Annotated in this window: 19 protein-coding genes and 1 tRNA gene; 17 read left to right on the plus strand and 3 right to left on the minus strand. The window is 56.3% G+C overall.

Annotated elements, in window-relative coordinates; all coding sequences use genetic code 11:
- Positions 1-50: 50 nt before the first annotated feature.
- Positions 51-275, plus strand: a complete 225-nt coding sequence (locus tag EYC79_RS04805) for a hypothetical protein (protein WP_130977301.1) — start codon at positions 51-53, stop codon at positions 273-275.
- A 36-nt stretch (positions 276-311) separates the two neighbouring features.
- On the opposite strand, the gene EYC79_RS04810 is transcribed toward EYC79_RS04805, so the two are convergent.
- On the minus strand, positions 312-746 hold the full coding sequence (locus EYC79_RS04810) for a hypothetical protein (RefSeq protein WP_130977302.1): 435 nt from the start codon (positions 744-746) through the stop codon (positions 312-314).
- A 395-nt stretch (positions 747-1,141) separates the two neighbouring features.
- On the opposite strand from EYC79_RS04810, the gene EYC79_RS04815 reads away from it, so the two are divergent.
- From EYC79_RS04815 to EYC79_RS04825, 3 genes are all read left to right on the plus strand, one after another.
- On the plus strand, positions 1,142-3,103 hold the full coding sequence (locus EYC79_RS04815; RefSeq protein WP_130977303.1) for a tetratricopeptide repeat protein: 1,962 nt from the start codon (positions 1,142-1,144) through the stop codon (positions 3,101-3,103).
- A 160-nt stretch (positions 3,104-3,263) separates the two neighbouring features.
- On the plus strand, positions 3,264-3,794 hold the full coding sequence (locus EYC79_RS04820) for a DUF4238 domain-containing protein (RefSeq protein ID WP_130977304.1): 531 nt from the start codon (positions 3,264-3,266) through the stop codon (positions 3,792-3,794).
- A 99-nt stretch (positions 3,795-3,893) separates the two neighbouring features.
- Entirely contained in the window at positions 3,894-4,421 is a 528-nt protein-coding gene (locus tag EYC79_RS04825; RefSeq protein ID WP_205654309.1) for a hypothetical protein, read from the plus strand.
- Between the two features lie 63 nt (positions 4,422-4,484).
- Here EYC79_RS04825 and EYC79_RS04830 read toward each other — a convergent pair.
- Positions 4,485-4,559, minus strand: a tRNA-Thr gene (locus EYC79_RS04830).
- A 141-nt stretch (positions 4,560-4,700) separates the two neighbouring features.
- On the opposite strand from EYC79_RS04830, the gene EYC79_RS23695 reads away from it, so the two are divergent.
- From EYC79_RS23695 to yacG, 9 genes are all read left to right on the plus strand, one after another.
- A complete protein-coding gene (locus EYC79_RS23695; protein WP_376781990.1) occupies positions 4,701-4,934 on the plus strand; it encodes a hypothetical protein in 234 nt (77 codons plus the stop codon).
- A 175-nt stretch (positions 4,935-5,109) separates the two neighbouring features.
- Complete coding sequence (gene murA / locus EYC79_RS04840; RefSeq protein ID WP_062426069.1) at positions 5,110-6,402, plus strand: UDP-N-acetylglucosamine 1-carboxyvinyltransferase; 1,293 nt, start codon at positions 5,110-5,112, stop codon at positions 6,400-6,402.
- Positions 6,403-6,580: 178 nt separating this feature from the next.
- The gene (locus tag EYC79_RS04845) at positions 6,581-7,018 is read left to right on the plus strand and encodes a DUF2948 family protein (RefSeq protein WP_062426068.1); all 438 of its coding nucleotides are present in this window, start codon (positions 6,581-6,583) and stop codon (positions 7,016-7,018) included.
- A gap of 144 nt (positions 7,019-7,162) precedes the next feature.
- Complete coding sequence (gene hisD, locus EYC79_RS04850) at positions 7,163-8,461, plus strand: histidinol dehydrogenase (protein ID WP_130977306.1); 1,299 nt, start codon at positions 7,163-7,165, stop codon at positions 8,459-8,461.
- A 3-nt stretch (positions 8,462-8,464) separates the two neighbouring features.
- Positions 8,465-8,938: a UPF0262 family protein gene (locus EYC79_RS04855; protein WP_062426066.1), complete on the plus strand. Its 474-nt coding sequence runs from the start codon at positions 8,465-8,467 to the stop codon at positions 8,936-8,938.
- A gap of 2 nt (positions 8,939-8,940) precedes the next feature.
- Complete coding sequence (locus EYC79_RS04860) at positions 8,941-9,420, plus strand: arsenate-mycothiol transferase ArsC (protein WP_062426065.1); 480 nt, start codon at positions 8,941-8,943, stop codon at positions 9,418-9,420.
- 107 nt (positions 9,421-9,527) lie between these two features.
- Positions 9,528-9,746, plus strand: a complete 219-nt coding sequence (gene infA, locus EYC79_RS04865) for a translation initiation factor IF-1 (protein WP_027673809.1) — start codon at positions 9,528-9,530, stop codon at positions 9,744-9,746.
- Positions 9,747-9,776: 30 nt separating this feature from the next.
- Positions 9,777-10,400, plus strand: a complete 624-nt coding sequence (locus EYC79_RS04870; RefSeq protein ID WP_062426064.1) for a Maf-like protein — start codon at positions 9,777-9,779, stop codon at positions 10,398-10,400.
- 5 nt (positions 10,401-10,405) lie between these two features.
- Positions 10,406-10,621: a DNA gyrase inhibitor YacG gene (gene yacG, locus EYC79_RS04875; protein ID WP_062426063.1), complete on the plus strand. Its 216-nt coding sequence runs from the start codon at positions 10,406-10,408 to the stop codon at positions 10,619-10,621.
- 77 nt (positions 10,622-10,698) lie between these two features.
- On the opposite strand, the gene EYC79_RS04880 is transcribed toward yacG, so the two are convergent.
- On the minus strand, positions 10,699-12,879 hold the full coding sequence (locus tag EYC79_RS04880) for a DUF1217 domain-containing protein (RefSeq protein WP_130977307.1): 2,181 nt from the start codon (positions 12,877-12,879) through the stop codon (positions 10,699-10,701).
- A gap of 315 nt (positions 12,880-13,194) precedes the next feature.
- Between EYC79_RS04880 and flhA the strand changes: the two genes are divergently transcribed.
- The 4 genes from flhA to EYC79_RS04900 are packed head-to-tail and all read left to right on the plus strand — an operon-like array spanning position 13,195 to position 17,045.
- Positions 13,195-15,285, plus strand: coding sequence for a flagellar biosynthesis protein FlhA (gene flhA, locus EYC79_RS04885; protein ID WP_062426061.1), 2,091 nt, complete (start codon positions 13,195-13,197; stop codon positions 15,283-15,285).
- Positions 15,282-16,034: a flagellar biosynthetic protein FliR gene (gene fliR / locus EYC79_RS04890; protein ID WP_113227152.1), complete on the plus strand. Its 753-nt coding sequence runs from the start codon at positions 15,282-15,284 to the stop codon at positions 16,032-16,034. The genes flhA and fliR overlap by 4 nt, the downstream gene beginning before the upstream one ends.
- A gap of 5 nt (positions 16,035-16,039) precedes the next feature.
- Positions 16,040-16,450, plus strand: coding sequence for a hypothetical protein (locus EYC79_RS04895; RefSeq protein WP_082447257.1), 411 nt, complete (start codon positions 16,040-16,042; stop codon positions 16,448-16,450).
- A gap of 40 nt (positions 16,451-16,490) precedes the next feature.
- Positions 16,491-17,045 carry a rod-binding protein gene (locus EYC79_RS04900; RefSeq protein ID WP_062438752.1) on the plus strand — a complete coding sequence of 185 codons (555 nt, stop codon included), beginning with the start codon at positions 16,491-16,493 and terminating at the stop codon, positions 17,043-17,045.
- Positions 17,046-17,063 lie beyond the last annotated feature (18 nt).

The following is a 17,063-nucleotide window of genomic DNA, read 5'->3' on the forward strand; positions in this document are numbered from 1 at the left end:
CGGTATTCCGTCGGGATTACGCTTCGGGCTTCCTCTTATGGGAGAGAACTATGAATAAAGAAGATAGAAATTCCAGAGAAGAAGACGGAATGTCGGCCATCATTATTGCCATTCCGGAAGAGGGAGAGCTGCGGCATTTCTTTGAGCGCCTGCGAGCTGCCGGAACGCTTAAGGTCAAAGATGGTGGCGATGAGTATGTCATTAAGATTTCAAGATCGCAGATGACAAATGAAGCGAGGGATTTTTTGGCCCGTGGGGGACCAATACCTGAATAGTCGCCAAAATGCCGACACCATCCATCGCGTGGCTTTTCAACGTAATCGTCGCACACGGACAGTCTCATCCATTCCTTCGACATGCAGTTCGAGGCCATTCATACCATCGATCACGATGGCGTTCGGACGGTAGGCATAGTGATAACTGTATTTGTATTCCGCTTGCCCCCAAACGTGGCCATTTTCGAACTGAAATAAGCTCTGGCCTTCATATCCTTTGAAGTCAGAAACAATCACGCCCTCTTCGACGCAGCTTACCTCACGGACTGGAACTGCCTCCGGCACCCCCTCCACCTCTATGACAAGATTCGACCCTTGTTGGAAAACTTTCACACGGGGCCGGTATGCGTAGTGGTAATGATAGTGATGGACACTCTGCTGAAAAACGTGGCCACTATCTAGCCTGAAGACTTGGCCTTCGTCGAAGCCGTTAAATTCATCCGAAATACAGCTGTGCAAATTGTAGGACATTTTCGATTTACCTATCGATCATCAACTACATTTTTCGGGGAAAATTCTGCCTAGCGCAATATTGGATTGTACGAACTCAACCTCATATGCATACACAATAGCGAAAAAGACAGCCTGATTGCGCTTTTGGCATTCGCCACGAGGGTGCCGTATCCAAATGCCTAGATGAAAATTCTTCTGGAGGTTGGACAGTTCCTCGAACTGGCGCTCTAGCCGCTATACCAGAGCTGAACATAAACGCTTTCGCGAGGGAAAGAGCGCCTCCTAGTACATTGCCGAGATATCAGTCGATGTCATGACTATGTGGTCAAGCAGCATTTGACCAACGGAACCCGCGTGTTCAATGTATCAATAAAATAAAGTACCTGATTCCCCTGTCGATTTTGCGAGCAAGTATGGCCGATAATCCGGGTTTTGAGCATCTTAACGATCTTCCGAAGCGCGACACAAACAACGAGATCGAACGGCAAGCACAGCGGGCGTTCCGAAACTTTGTTGATGGTTCCGAATCCTGCTTTATCCAAACACCAGACACCAAGGACTTCGGTACGGACTATCAGCTGGAGGTGTTAGAAAACGGTTCGGCAACCAACGTCAGGATTCACGTTCAGTTAAAGGGCACAACAAGAAATGCAAATTGCGATGGATCGGTAACGATAGGGGTTGAACGCAGCAATCTGAACTACCTGATGGTGCAGAGGTATTCCCTTTATGTTTGCTACCATCTTCCGTCCGCCCGACTCCTTTATGCGCCGGTTGATGCAGTCATAGCCGGGTATAGCCACAGCGGTAGAAGCTGGACTGAACAAGACACGATCAGTGTCCGGTTTACAAAGGTCTTGGATCACGAGGCTCTAGATTCCCTCGCAAACCTCGCCAGATTGCAGGCCATCGCATCACGTGATTATCGGTTTAGCTTGACGGTCGGTCGCGCTGAGGACCTTGGGATTTTCGTTGGCTCTGCTCTGCCTGAAATTCACGTGCCGGAGGATCAAAATCGAGCTGCCGAGCTTTTGGAGAGCCTTTATTATAACAACAAGGAAGAGATAATTTCCGCTGCGTTTGATCGGTTCGCAGCGGTTCTTGGCTCGAACCATGAGGCCATGCGTTTCTGCTACATGGCCGAGATTAATCTCGGCATGTCAGGCCATGGAGACGCAAAGCGTATTTCTCGTGCAATCGACTTCTTTGTTCGACTGATCGAAACTGACCGTTTCGAAATAGGAGGACTGCATTTTACAATCGGCAATGGCCAAACGGCGCTTAGAGACGAGCAGGCTGCCATTTCGTCTTACGTCAAAGCGCTTGGGCAATTGGACACCGTTGATGATCGGGAGTTGGTAGCTCAATGTCTCAAGAATATGGGCAGTAGCTACTTTAAGCTCGGCGAGCGAGATAAGGCCGCACAGCATTTTGCGGATGCACTGAAGCTTGCTCCGACACTTGCAGAGGCTCATCATGCTCTTGGTGTACATTTCGTGCAGCAAGGAAATTACGAAAAGGCGCTCAACCACTTCGATAACGTTGTTTTCGACGATGGTCGGATTTCCAAAAGCTCATCAACTCTAGGCTGGAGGATCAACTGCTACTTCAATCTTCATCGGACCAAAGCGGCATTTCGAGAGATTAATTCCTTATTGGCGCACGCTGCTACACAAGAATGGATATGGCCGTGGACAGCACGGCAGGTGGCTAGTTTCGGCCTGACATCAATCGAGAGCGCTCAAGCAAGCCTTGATTTTTGGCACCGGTTTAGAAAGGCCAATCCGGCCAATGATTTTGCTTACTCACAAATCCTCCTCGCTAAAGTCTACCTCAAGATGAACGGCGTCGATATCGGAGTTGAATACAGCAGTTTCCGCAGAGACTTCGAGCCTCTTATCGCCTCAGCTGATGCAAGCCAAGCTCCTTTCCTTTGGGATCGTCTTGGTCACTTTGCACAGATAGATGGTGATTGGGACGAGGCCGCGAGGTGTTTTCATCATGCATACGACCTTGGTGGAGAGGAATACGGATATTGTTTGGGAACAGCCCTAAACTTCCTGAATCGCGGCCAAGAGGCTATCTCGATTTTGAAGGAGCAGGCCGAACGCGTGCAGCCGGACTCCATGAGCTGGTTCCAGCTCGCTGTTGCTTACGAACAGGCAGGTGAAGATGGAGCGGCAACTTCATCCTACCAAAAAGCCATTGCTCTCGACCCCGATTACGATCTGGCCTGGTTCAATCTCGGAGGAGTATTTTGGAATGCTGGGGCGACCGAAGCCGCGCGGAAAACTTGGCGAGCAGCCGTCGAAAAATTTCCTGACCATGAACTGGCGATTAAGTTGCAGAGCGAACCGGGGTTTTTGAGAGACTGAATCGCAGCTCTCTTGATATTCTGAAACTATTCCTCCTCAAATCAATGTCGGCCCAGGAGGACCCCGTTTTCAGGTTGGTATCGCAGTCTGGTTGAAGCCGAGCAATAGTTTAACGACCGAGTTCCGACCTGGATGGGGCCAAACACTTGGCTGAACGCGCATGTCAAATGTAAAGTACCAGCACTTCCTCGCCCGGCATCATATGTCCTGGTTCGCGAACGCCGACGGAACGAGTAGTTTCTGGTCGCTGACTGATGGCGTTCTCCAAGAAGATGTGAACCTGACCGAGATCGGAGGGCAGAACAATCTGTATGAATCTCCCGAGCTAGACAGGAACTTCGTCGAGAAGCAGGTTCTGAATAAGATTGAAACCGATTTTTTTGACGCCAGGTCCCGCGCCATGGTCGACAGGGCCGTTCGGAAATCTGATGACCGCCAGGCCGTCCGGCGGTACGTCGCGGCTCAGTTCATCCGTGAAGGGTATCTCCACAAGCGGCTCGTTAATCTGGAACACGACCTTCTATCTCTAGCGAAAGAGATGGGGCTCGAAAGGCATTGGGGAGCCGAAGGAGTTTCGGCCGAGGGGCGGCGCAAGCGGGCTAGCGCGACGATGGCGAAAAGTCTTGTTGAACTCGACGACTTGGTCAGGATGTTGAAGCACCATGTTGTCATCTTCGTCCAGCGCCCATAAAGCGACCTCGTGCTACCAGACCGTGGCTTCGTCCAAGTCTACGCAGAAAATGGAAATCTCCGCACGGACGGCTTGAAGTCATCAACCCTGAAAATCCTGATGCCGATTGCTCCCGACGCTGCGCTCAAACTCGTTCGGCCGCGCAGAGGCGCTAGGTTTGCAGACCGCATTACTATTGGCGACAAGCAGCATGCGGAGTTCATTCACAACCTCGGCCTGAACGGTAAGTCATTCGTTGCGGGTACCAAGCAAGCTCTCGCCGCTGTGGACTTCAATGAGCTGCCGTATTTTGATCCCAACACGGAGCGGCTCTCGATGGTAATGCAAATCTACAGGGCAGGTGAGCTGGATCGCATCGTTGACAACTTTTGGGCAAAGCAGGTCCCGCATTTGCCGAGAGCTAAGGTGCGAGCATGGTTCTATCGCGAGAAGTTCATTCCGGCGGTCAACAAGCTTTTCAATCCGCATAATGATTCAAATGCTGAAGTCATAGGGTCATCCCTTGACACCGCAAAGGTGGGGCAAGCCCGATTTCCGGGTTCGCTCGTTGCAGACCGGCGGAAACAAACGCTCCAATTCTGCGGGGACGCTAATAACGGCACTTTTGGCCAGAGAGGCGTGCCGTAGGGACAAACCTTAAGGCCCACACCAATTGAGCGAAAAAACTCTGTACAGTGTGGGAGAATTGAATGGTGCTGCGAAAGAGGATTGAACTCTCGACCTCTCCCTTACCAAGGGAGTGCTCTACCACTGAGCTACCGCAGCATCTGTCGTCGAAGCGCTGCCTCGACATCAAGTGGGCGCCTATTGCCATAGGTTTTTGATGAGCGCAAGCGTCAAAGTGCGACTTCACCATACCTTTCTGAAAAAAGCGACGGACACTGTTGGACCGCGCGAAATTCGTTTATGACACCGCTTATGGACGATGATCACGATGAAACCCTGCAAAAGCCGCTGGCATCCGGGCAAACTGGACCCGGCGAAAAGGCAAAGCAGCGAGAGGCGGAACGCAAGGCGCGGGCTGCAAAGAAGCTGCGTGAAAACCTTGCTCGCCGCAAACAGCAGTTGCGCGCCCGCCGTGCAGGTGACGAAGACGATACAATCGGACTTCCTGCCGCAAAAACGAACGAATCGTGCTGACAACAACAGACCGGGGAAATTGAAACGGACAGGGGTTTCATCTTTCGCGTCGACTCTTGTCTGAGTGGGCGGCATCAACTCTTTTTCAGCTGTGCTGCCGTTTGTCGGCAGGCCGGCACCAACACATGCCTCGACGGCATCAAGGAAAGGCGAGCGCGAAGCTCGTAAGGGACGAATGGATCGCATCAGAATCACAGGTGGGAACGAGCTGAACGGCATCATCCCTATTTCCGGCGCCAAGAATGCAGCACTGCCGCTGATGATCGCATCGCTGATGACCAGCGATACGCTGACGCTGGAAAACGTGCCGCATCTGGCAGACGTGGAACAGTTGATCCGTATTCTCGGCAACCACGGCGTCGACATCTCGGTCAATGGCCGTCGTGAAAGCCAGGGCGAAAGCTATTCCCGCACCGTGCATTTCACCTGCCGGACGATCGTCGATACGACCGCTCCTTACGAGCTGGTCTCCAAGATGCGTGCAAGCTTCTGGGTCATCGGCCCGCTTCTTGCCCGTGAGGGCAGGGCGCGCGTTTCGCTGCCCGGTGGCTGCGCCATCGGCACACGTCCCGTCGACCTCTTTATCGAAGGACTGGAGGCGCTAGGCGCAACCATGGAAATCGATGGCGGATACATCAACGCGACAGCGCCTGCCGGCGGTCTGATCGGCGCCACCTACACCTTCCCGAAAGTCTCCGTTGGCGCAACGCATGTGATGCTGATGGCGGCAACGCTCGCCCGCGGCACGACGATCATTCACAACGCGGCTCGTGAGCCCGAAGTTGTTGACCTTGCCCAGTGCCTGAGTGCCATGGGTGCGAAGATCGAAGGTGCCGGCACCTCGACCATTACCATTGAAGGTGTGACGTCACTCTCCGGCGCCCGTCACCGGGTCCTTCCCGATCGTATCGAAACGGGCACCTATGCCATGGCGGTTGCGATGACGGGTGGCGACGTTCTTCTGGAAGGCACGCGCGCATCGCTGCTGGACAACGCCATCGATACGTTGCGGCTTGCCGGCGCAACCATCACCGAAACGGAGAGTGGCCTGCGCGTCGTGCGCAACGGCAACGGCATCCGCCCGGTCGATGTCGTTACCGAACCCTTCCCCGGTTTCCCGACGGACTTGCAGGCGCAGTTCATGGCACTGATGACGCGTGCCGATGGCGTTTCGCACATCACCGAAACCATCTTTGAAAACCGCTTCATGCACGTTCAGGAACTTGCCCGCCTCGGCGCCAAGATTTCTCTGTCAGGCCAGATGGCGCGTATCGAAGGCGTCTCCCGCTTGCGCGGTGCGCCTGTGATGGCGACCGACCTTCGCGCCTCCGTCTCGCTGGTCATTGCTGGACTGGTGGCTGAGGGCGAAACCATGGTGTCGCGCGTCTATCACCTGGATCGCGGCTTTGAGCGTCTCGAAGAAAAGCTGAACCGCTGCGGCGCGAAAGTCGAGCGCGTTAGCGATTGATCCTTGATCGCCGATTCTCGATGAGGGGGCCGTGTCCGTTGAAGAACCGGCCCCGACTGCCTATCTCCAGATCAACCACTTGAACGACGACGCAAATGCCGCGTGCGGCACGCGTCGTGTTTCACACATGTTGAACGCGAGATAGCGGACCTGTCCGCGAGATGAGGACCAAGAGACGATGAGCGGCCTTAAACTCATGGCGCTGGATGGCGAAGACCTTGCCATCATTTCTACCCACATGCAGGACAGTGTCTTCAAGTTGAAAGACGTGTCCTTCGAACCTCGGCCCGGCCAATTCGTTCTCTCTGCCAACCGGTTTGTCTGGGAACACGGCGCCAAGAAGAACCATCCGCCAGAACGCTGCCGCTCTGCTTTGGTTCTCAAACGCGTGTCGGCCGTCCGCTCCAGCGGCATAAACCGCACCGACAAGGAGCAGGTTCACTCCCTTCTCGCCATCCGCTTCATCCAGAAGGGAGAGGGTCCCGATGGAACGATCGAGCTGACGCTGTCAGGCGGCGGCGCGATCGCGCTCGACGTGGAATGCATCGAGGCGCAATTGACGGATCTCAGCGGTGCGTGGGAAACCGAATCCCGCCCCTTCCATCCGGCAGACTAAATCTTGAGCTGACGAAGCGGGCAGGGAATTGCCTTGCCCGCATGTTTCGATTTATGCCACATACCCATGTGCCGTCTCATCGTTGAGGCTGCAGAGAATTTCGCCTCGCATGCATCGCGAGGCTCTCGAAAAGGGTGACGTGAAGTGGCAATCTGGCTGGAGCAATCCTCTTCTGATTTCGAACAGGCTTTCGCCGCGTTCCTGACGACGAAGCGCGAGGTTTCGGAAGATGTGAACGCTGTCGTTCGTGATATCATCGAAGATGTTCGAAAGCGTGGCGATGAGGCGCTGGCCCATTACTCGCTGAAGTTCGACGGGCTGGATTTCTCGAAAATCTCGATGCGTGTCACGGAAGCGGAAATCCACGCCGCCCTTGCCGAAGTCGATCCTGCCGTCCTCGATGCTTTGAAGTTTGCAGCCCAGCGCATCGAAAAGCACCATGCGCGGCAGATGCCGAAAGATGATATCTACGAAGACGATATCGGGGTCGGCCTCGGCTCCAGATGGACGGCGATCGAGGCTGTCGGTCTTTACGTTCCAGGTGGCACGGCAAGCTATCCAAGCTCGGTGCTGATGAATGCCGTCCCGGCCAAGGTCGCAGGCGTCGAACGCATCGTCATGGTCGTTCCGGCCAATGCCGGCAAGATCAATCCTGCGGTGCTGGCGGCAGCGCGCGTCGCAGGCGTTGAGGAAATCTACCGCATCGGTGGCGCACAGGCCATCGCAGCGCTTGCCTACGGCACTCAGACCATTGCACCCGTCGCCAAGATCGTCGGACCGGGCAACGCCTATGTGGCTGCGGCCAAGCGCCATGTGTTCGGCACGGTTGGCATCGACATGATTGCCGGACCGTCCGAAGTCTTGGTGATTGCCGACAAACATAACGATCCGGATTGGCTCGCGGCCGATCTTCTGGCGCAGGCCGAACATGATCCGGGCGCGCAATCCATTCTCATCACCGATGATGCGGAGCTGGGCCGCGCTGTCGAAAAGGCTGTCGAGCGCCAACTGAAGCAGCTTTCCCGTTCGCAGACCGCCACTGCCAGCTGGCGCGATTTCGGCGCGATTATCCTGGTGGATGATCTTGCCGCCTCGATCCCGCTTGCCAACCGCATCGCCGCTGAACATCTGGAGCTTGCGGTCGATGACCCCGATGCGCTGATGGCGGGCATTCGCAATGCGGGCGCCATCTTCGTCGGCCGCCATACGCCTGAAGTGATCGGCGACTATGTCGGAGGATCGAACCACGTCTTGCCCACCGCCCGCTCCGCACGTTTCTCGTCCGGTCTTTCGGTCCTGGATTTCGTCAAGCGCACGTCGATCCTGAGACTCGGCCCGGATCAGCTGCGTCAGCTCGCACCCGCTGCCATCACGCTTGCCAATTCCGAAGGGCTCGATGCGCATGCGCGATCCGTCGGCATTCGCCTCAATCCGGAAGGGTAGCAGATGGCGGCAGGCGACTTCAGACTCTGCGACGTGGTGCTGGATGAGAGTATCGGCCGGTCCACGCCTGATGTGGAGCATGAGCGCGCCGTCGCGATCTTCGATCTGATCGAGGAAAACAGCTTTGAGCCCATTGGGCATGTGGGCGGACCGTACCGGCTGAACATCTCGCTGGTGGATGCAAAGCTCGTCTTCTCCATCACCACGGAGGAGGGGACAGATGTGGCCACGCACATTCTGTCGCTCACGCCCTTCCGCCGCATCATCAAGGATTACTTCCTGATCTGCGAGAGCTACTACGAAGCGATCCGGTCTTCGACGCCCAGCCAGATCGAGGCGATCGATATGGGCAGGCGCGGTATCCACAATGATGGATCGCAAACGCTGATGGATCGTCTTTCGGGCAAGATCAAGATGGACTTTGATACCGCACGCCGCCTCTTTACCCTCGTCTGTGTCCTTTATTGGCGAGGCTAGGCATGGAAGGTCCGGCCGCTCCAGACTTGAAAGACAAGGCCCCGCGCGCCATATTATTCATGTGCGGCATGAACTCCATCCGTTCTCCCATGGCAGAGGTCATCGCCAAGCAGATCGTCGCTCCCGGCATCTATATCCAGTCCGCAGGCGTCAGGGCAGGCGATCGCGATCCCTTCGTCGATGCGGTTCTGGACGAAGCCGGCCTGACGCTTGGCAAGCACAAACCGCGCACCATGGATGAGATCGAGGACGATTTCTTCGATCTGATCATTACATTGACGCCAGAGGCCCATCACGCCGCACTCGAGTTGACGCGGTATAACGCGCTTGACGTCGTCTACTGGCCAACCATGGATCCGACGGTGGAAACCGGCTCCAGAGAACAGAGGCTGGAAGCCTATCGCGAGGTTCGCGATCACCTGAAAAAGCTCATTTCCGAGCGCCTGCCGCAACGCGCGCAGCCATTTTCGGAAACGCTTTAAAGCGGACGACAATTTAGGTTCACAAATGTGCGGCGATTGTGTAGTTTCCGCGCAATTTTCCCGGGCACTTTACGCCTGGCATCATCAACAGGAAGAAACAAACCTATATGACAAAAGAAGAAGTCCTTGAATTCCCGGGCGTCGTGACCGAACTCCTGCCCAATGCGACGTTCCGTGTGAAGCTGGAAAACGAGCATGAGATCATTGCTCACACGGCAGGACGCATGCGCAAGAACCGTATCCGCGTTCTCGCTGGCGACAAGGTCCTGGTCGAAATGACCCCTTACGACCTCACCAAAGGCCGCATCACCTACCGTTTCAAGTAATCGCCCGATAGATCGGACGGCTGGCAGAGCATGACAGACCCAAAACAAAAGCTGATTCTGGCTTCCGGATCGCCACGCCGTCTAGAGCTCCTGCATCAGGTGGGTATCGAACCCACGCGCCTGATGCCGATGGACATCGACGAAACACCCGCACGCCTTGAACATCCCCGCACACTCTGCCGCCGCCTGTCTTTGCAGAAGGCACAGGCCGCTCACAAAGCGGTCAAGGGCGAACTGGCCTGGCGGGATGCCTATATTCTCGGTTCCGATACGGTGGTCGCCGTCGGTCGCAGGATCGTTGGCAAGGCCGAATATATCGAGGACGCTTCGGCGGCGCTCCATCTCCTCTCCGGCAGAAGCCATTGGGTCTATACGGGCATCTGCCTGATCACGCCGAACGGCAAGGTGCGTCAGAAGGTGGCCGAAACCAAGGTCCGCTTCAAGCGTTTGTCGCAGTTCGAAATTGAAAACTACATCGCGTCCGGCCAATGGCGCGGCAAGGCGGGCGCCTACGCCATCCAGGGTATCGCCGGCTGCTTCGTCCAGAAGCTGACGGGCTCCTACACCAATGTGGTGGGATTGCCGCTTTACGAAACGGCCGCACTCCTGGCGGGCGAAGGCTTCGAAGTCACGTCGGGCTGGCAGGAAGGCTGAGAAGCATGACGTCCGATCCCAAAGTTACGCCTCTTCGCAAGGCACAGCCATGCCCCGAATGCGGCAGGCCCTCGACCCGCGAAGATTATCCATTCTGTTCCGATCGCTGCCGGTCGCTTGATCTATCCCGTTGGCTGAACGGCTCCTATGCCATTCCCGTTGCCGATGACGAAGAGCTTGCGGACAACCAGCGCCGCACGGATAACGACAGCGATTATTGAGCGTGGCTTCGGCTGCTATCGCAGCCGCTTTCGCTTTGCGAGGGGCGCTGACGCAACGCGAGTTCAGCCGGACCCTATCAACCCGCTCTGAGCTGAGCGACCGCCAGAAGCGTATCCGCACTGATGGAGGCCGACCGTCCCAGGAGGCTGAGCGACGTTGAGGTCGGACCGTTCTTCTGCGTATCGTAAAGCGCGGTGAATCGTTTGACGATCTTGTCGACATAGTCCGGATCGCCGAGCTTCCCAACATCGATGTATTTCTTCACCAGATCGGCTTGCTTGGCCACGTCGATATTGCCAATGGCAGTCGGCAGATTGTAGGCGGTCTTGAAAAAGGTGAAGAGCGCCTTGTCGCTGATGATGGAGTAGGGGCTCGTAATTTCCGGTGCCTTGCGCTTGAAGTACAGCGCCAGGCGGACGCCGTCATTCTGCTCGCCCTGCTGCACTTCCAGTGTCTGCTGCAGATACTGGTTGGTCGTCTCCAAAATCGCGCCGCGCTGCTGAACGCCTTCGGCCGCCGTTGCATCCAGCTGTCCCTTGGCGCTGAAATTGAAGGACGCGACGATTTCTGCAAACTTGCCGTTGCTCTGTGTGTTGACGAAGCTTTTCGGATCGGAAAGGTCCGACTTGAACATCCTGCGCAGATCGGTGGTTGTGACCTCTTTCGGGTCGAGACCATTGGCTTCCAGCACGAATTTGGTCAGTCGGCTATCCGCCAGGAATTGATCGGCGGTTTTGATCCCTGCGATCGTCGAGGCGTAGTAGGCGATTTCCTTGTCCGCGGCCTTGGATGCATTCTCCTTGGCGGTGCCGGTCAAAGCGCGGAGCTTTACGGCCTTATAATCGGCAGTCACCTGGGCCACCATGCGCTGCGACTGCGCGGTCAATGGTGCTTCAGTTCCCCCATCGGCGGTGAAATTGAAGGCCTTGACGAGGTTGACATAGCGGTCGTCGTCCAGCCTGTTGACGTAGCTTTTCTTATCGGTCACGTCGCTTGAGAGGATTTTCTTGAGTTCGGACTTGGAGACCTCATCCGGATTGATGCCGAAGGCGCGTAAAGCCACGTCCCAGACTTCGCTGACCTCGTCATTCTTCTTGTCGTCGTCTTTCTTGTTGGAGACGAAGAAGTCGTCCAGCTTCGTCATCTTGGCGATGCGGGTCTCGTAATTGGTGACCGCATCCGCGATCTTCTTGTCCGCGTCCTTCCTGAATTCCGCCGTATACTGCTTTGCTACCGCCGACATCTGTGCGGGCGTCTGCGCGCTCGTGCCGGCAGGAAGAGTCCCGTCGCTGGAAAACTCGAAGGCGTCGAGCAGCTTGGTGTTGCCGTATGTCTGAGCGAAGTTTTGGCTATACATCAGGCTCGCCACGCTGCTTGCAAGCATGGTGGGGTTAAGGCCGAAAGCCGTTTTGACATAAGCGACGAGACGGCTGTCCTTGACGAGATCCTGCGCGCTCTGGACCTGGGGAACATGCTTGTCCCAGTAGCGCTGATTGGCATCCAGCAATGTGGCTGACGGATAGGTCGACATGCTGGCAACGTAATCGAGCTTCAGATCTTCCGTCTGGTCGGCGGTCTGTGCCTGGCCGTTGACCGTGCCGTCCGCATTAAAATTGAAGAACCCCGTGAGCTTTTTCCAGGCAGGATTTTTCGCCTGGTTGGCAACGCTGTCGGGATCGGCAAGATCGCTTGTCAGCACCTGTTTCAGATAGGCCTTGGAGGTGAAGGTCGTATCGAGCCCGGCCGAATCCAGAACATAGGTGCGAAGCCGCGTGTTGTTGACCAGATCGTCGACATTGGTGATCGCGCCGATCTTCGAGGCGAAATACGCAGCCTCGGTCTTGATATTGGTCTCTTCGGTCTGGAAGGAGGCCTTGTAGGCATCGGTCGTGCTATCGGCCTGCGCCGTGCTCTGCGCCACCTTGGCGTCGCCCTTGAAGTTGAAGGCCTGGGCCATTTGAAGGTAGCGCTTGTCGGTCAGCGTATTGGCAAAGCTCTTGCTGTCGCTGAGATCGCTGTCCAGCACCTTGCGCATGAAGGCCTTGCCATAGGTCATTTCCCCAAGACCGTAGGCCTGCATCGCATAGGAATAGAGACGGTAGTCGCCGAGCAAGTCGTCGACGGTCTTCACCTTGCCGATATTGGCTTCGTAATATTCGGTATCGCGCTTCACCGGAGCCTGGCTCTCGACCTTGGAGAGAGAGGCCTTCATATCCCGATTGACGGTGAGATAACTGCTGTATGTCGACAGAACCATGACGAGCCCTAGTTCGTTGAAGACCCTTCATGGTCGACGGATACGCGGTCATGGCGCAAATGTTGAACTCGATCATATTACAAGATGACGGTTGACCAAAGCTAAAAATCCATTTCAGCCCATTGAAATGCGGAAATTGCGGGCTTTTTGCACCTTGCCGGGTCTCGCGCCCATTGCTCGCCCTGTCTCCATTCTCGCGCAAGCTTGACCCATTAAGCCTCGGTCGTTGATCTGCGTCCAACGGGTCGGCAAGGCCTTTTCATGATGGAAAGGGTCCGGACGTCCTGCCGGTTCTCATGATGAGATGGAGTTAGAATGGCTACCCCGCCCAGCGTAATGCCACTTCCGAAAGTCGCCCCCAGAGGGCGCGACATTGGGTTTGCAGCGGGCATCGTTGCCATTTTGTGCATCCTGTTCCTGCCGATCCCGCCTTTTATCATCGATATGGGACTGGCCTTCTCGATCGCCTTCTCCGTGCTGATCCTGATGGTGTCGCTGTGGATTCATCGTCCGCTCGACTTCTCCTCCTTCCCGACGATCCTGCTGATCTCCACCATGATCCGTCTCGCGCTCAACATTGCAACGACGCGCGTGATTCTATCCCATGGTCACCAGGGCCACGATGCCGCCGGCGGTGTGATTGCCGGCTTCTCGAGCCTCGTCATGTCCGGCGACTTCGTCATCGGTCTGATCGTCTTCCTTATCCTCATCGTGGTGAACTTCATCGTCATCACCAAGGGTGCCACGCGTATCGCCGAAGTCGGCGCGCGCTTCACCCTGGACGCCATCCCCGGCAAGCAGATGTCGATCGATGCGGATTTGTCCGCCGGCATCATCAATGAGAAGGAAGCACAGCTTCGCCGTCGCGAACTGGAAGAAGAAAGCTCCTTCTACGGTGCGATGGACGGTGCGTCGAAGTTCGTGCGTGGCGACGCCGTCGCCGGCCTGCTCATCACCATGATCAACATTTGCGGCGGCATCATCATCGGTGTCTTCCGTCACGGCATGCCGGTCAGCGAAGCGGCGGACGTTTTCGTCAAGCTTTCCGTCGGTGATGGTATCGTCTCGCAGGTTCCAGCGCTGATCGTTTCGCTCGCAGCTGGCCTTATCGTCACGCGCGGCGGCACGCTCGGCTCCACCGATACTGCTGTCATCAACCAGTTGAGCGGCTATCCCAAGGCGCTTTCCGTCGCTGCCGGCTTGATGTTCATTCTTGCCCTCGTTCCGGGTCTGCCCTTCATTCCCTTCATGTTCCTCAGCGGCCTCCTGGCACTGGGTGCTTGGTTCATCCCTCGCCAGCTGCAGCGCGAACAGGATGTTGCTCGTGCGGAAGAAGACCAGAAGGCAGCTGACGCAACGCAGGCCGAAAGCGAGACGGTGAAGAGTGTTCTGCGCACCACCGAAATCGAGTTGGCACTTGGCAAACAGGTCTCGCCACGCCTTCTTGGTGCACACCAGGAACTGGGCTTCCGGGTGGGCAAGATGCGCAAGAAGTTTGCCGCGCAATACGGCTTCGTCGTGCCGGAAATCAAGGTCACCGACGATATCGCCATTCCCGACAAATCCTACCAGATCCGCATCCACGGCACGACGGTCGCGGCCAATACGCTGCGCGTCGGGGAAGTGCTGGTCATCACCGGCAAGGGCAGACGTCCATCGGTTCCAGGTGACGATGTGAGAGAACCCGCTTTCGGCATGCCGGCGGTTTCGGTGCTGGAGCATTTCGTCGAAGATCTGCGGCGCGAAGGCTTCCACCCGATCGACAACATTTCGGCACTTCTCACACATGTCAGCGAAGTCATCCGCAACAACCTGCCGATGCTTCTCTCCTACAAGGACGTCAAGGTCCTGATCGACCGGCTCGATCCGGAATACAAGAAGCTCGCCGACGAGATCTGCTCGTCGCACATGTCCTATTCCGGGCTCCAGGCAATCTTGAAGCTTCTCCTGGCGGAACGCGTTTCCATCCGCAACCTGCACTTGATCCTCGAAGCCGTGGCGGAACTCGCGCCGCATCTGCGCAAAACCGAACAGATCGTCGAGCACGTCCGCATTCGTATGGCGCAGCAGATTTGTGGCGACCTCTCCGACAACGGCGTTTTGCGCGTCCTGCGCCTCGGCACCAAGTGGGACGTCATCTTCCAGCAGGCACTGAAACGCGATCCGAAGGGCGATGTCATCGAATTCGATATCGATCCGCGCCAGGTGGAAGAGTTCTCCAACGAGGCGACCCAAGTAATCCGTGAATACATGGATGTCGGTCTGCCATTCGTGCTTGTCACGCTGCCGGAAACGCGCGCATATGTAAGAATGATTACGGAACGACTCTTCAGCACCTTGCCGGTGCTGTCGCATGTCGAACTGGCAAAGGGTACGGAAATCAAGATCCTCGGCTCCATTTCATGATCTCTGACCCGCAAGGAACCATCATGGCGCTGTTCCTGGCTTTTTGCCGGATCGGTTCCTGCCTTATGGCGATGCCTGGCTTTTCCTCTGCCAGGCTTCCCGTCCAGATCAGGCTCTTCCTTGCGTTGACGCTTTCCATTGCCCTACTGCCGCTGCTCTGGGATGTCATCTATCCCGTCACGCAGGGCAACACGGTGACGTTCTTCCGTGCAATGCTCTATGAGACTTTCATCGGCACGATGTTCGGCCTGATCGCCCATCTCTATCTCTTGGGAATGCAGTTTGCCGCAACCGTTATGGGTACGGCCATTTCCTTCACCGGCCCGCCCGCGCAGGACGTGCTGGAAGATACCTCCGAAAGCCAGCTTGCGGCCATGCTGACATTCGGCGTGTTGCTTGTGCTCTTCATTCTGGATTTTCACCACGTCATCTTCAAAGCGCTGGTGGAATCCTACTCGTCGATCCCGCTCGGCGGACCGATCTCGGCCCAGCGCATGCTGATCACGCTGACCGATACGCTCGTGGCCTCGATGAATGTGGCGATCCGGGTGGCAAGCCCCTTCATCCTCTTCGGCTTTCTGTTCAACGTGGCGATCGGTCTGATCAACAAGCTCGCGCCACAGATTCCGGTTTACTTCATCTCTACCCCCTATGCTCTGGCCGGCGGTCTGCTGCTGCTCTATTTCGGCATTGCCGCGGTGGTAAACCAGTTCGTCAATGGCTTCTTCCTCGTTTTCTCGAACATGTGAGTGAGATGGCGGATCTTTCCAAATCCAAGAAACTCGACAGGCTGGTGAAGGTGCAGGGGCATCTGACGAAGATGGTCGAGAACGAGCTTGCCATCACCACGCGTGAGCGCGCCGAGCTTGCCGAGAAGATCGAGACACTGTCCGGTTATCTGACCTCCTATGATCCGCTGCACCAGGACATGCTGAAACATTACGTCATGCGACATAGCCGTCTGATGGCCCGCGATGTCCGTCTTGAATCCATCCAGGAAGCGCAGGAAACGCAGCTTCTGAAGGAGACCAAGAAAGGCGAGAAGCTGGAGGACAAGCGCGACAGCGCCCGCGAGGACGAGGCGAGGGTGCGTGACGACAACAGCATCTACGAACTGATCGATCTGCAGATCAGCATGAAGGCCTCCAGCCTCCAGCAAGGTTAGGCGCCTATCGTCATCCGGTCAAAACGGAAAGGATGACGACGTGGCGATTTCTCCTCCAAGCGATCTTGTGCTTGATGTGGTCAATGCGGCCGACCCGATGCAGGTCTCCGCGGCCCGTGAAAAGCTGCGCGCGGTGAGCGCGACGCGGGAAGCTTCGGTCCTGACTGCCAGCAATGCCGGCTTTGAGTCCGCGATCAACAGTATCGAGACACCAGCGAGCAAGGCGGGCCTCGGAAACATCCACAGGCCGGAGCATCACGAAAAGATCCCTGAAACCTACCGCAAGTTCGAGGCGAGCGTTCTCAACACGTTTATCCAGAACATGATGCCATCCGATACCGAAGAGGTTTACGGCAAGGGCTCCGCAGGCGAGTTCTGGAAAGGCATGATGTCCGAGCAGATGGCCGACGAGATGTCCAAGAAGGGCGGCATCGGCATCGCCGAGCAGGTCTATTCGCAGGCGCTGCAGCGCCAGCGCAATGCCGCACCCGTCTCTGCCGTTAATGAAGACGACAAGAAGATTGCCATGAGCATGGTTACTGACTTCCAGCGACGCATCTTCTCCGACACCGAAACCAAAAAAACCAATAGCTGAGTCAGGCGGAGCGCTGAA

Source organism: Agrobacterium cavarae, from assembly GCF_004310285.1.
Taxonomy (GTDB): domain Bacteria; phylum Pseudomonadota; class Alphaproteobacteria; order Rhizobiales; family Rhizobiaceae; genus Agrobacterium; species Agrobacterium cavarae.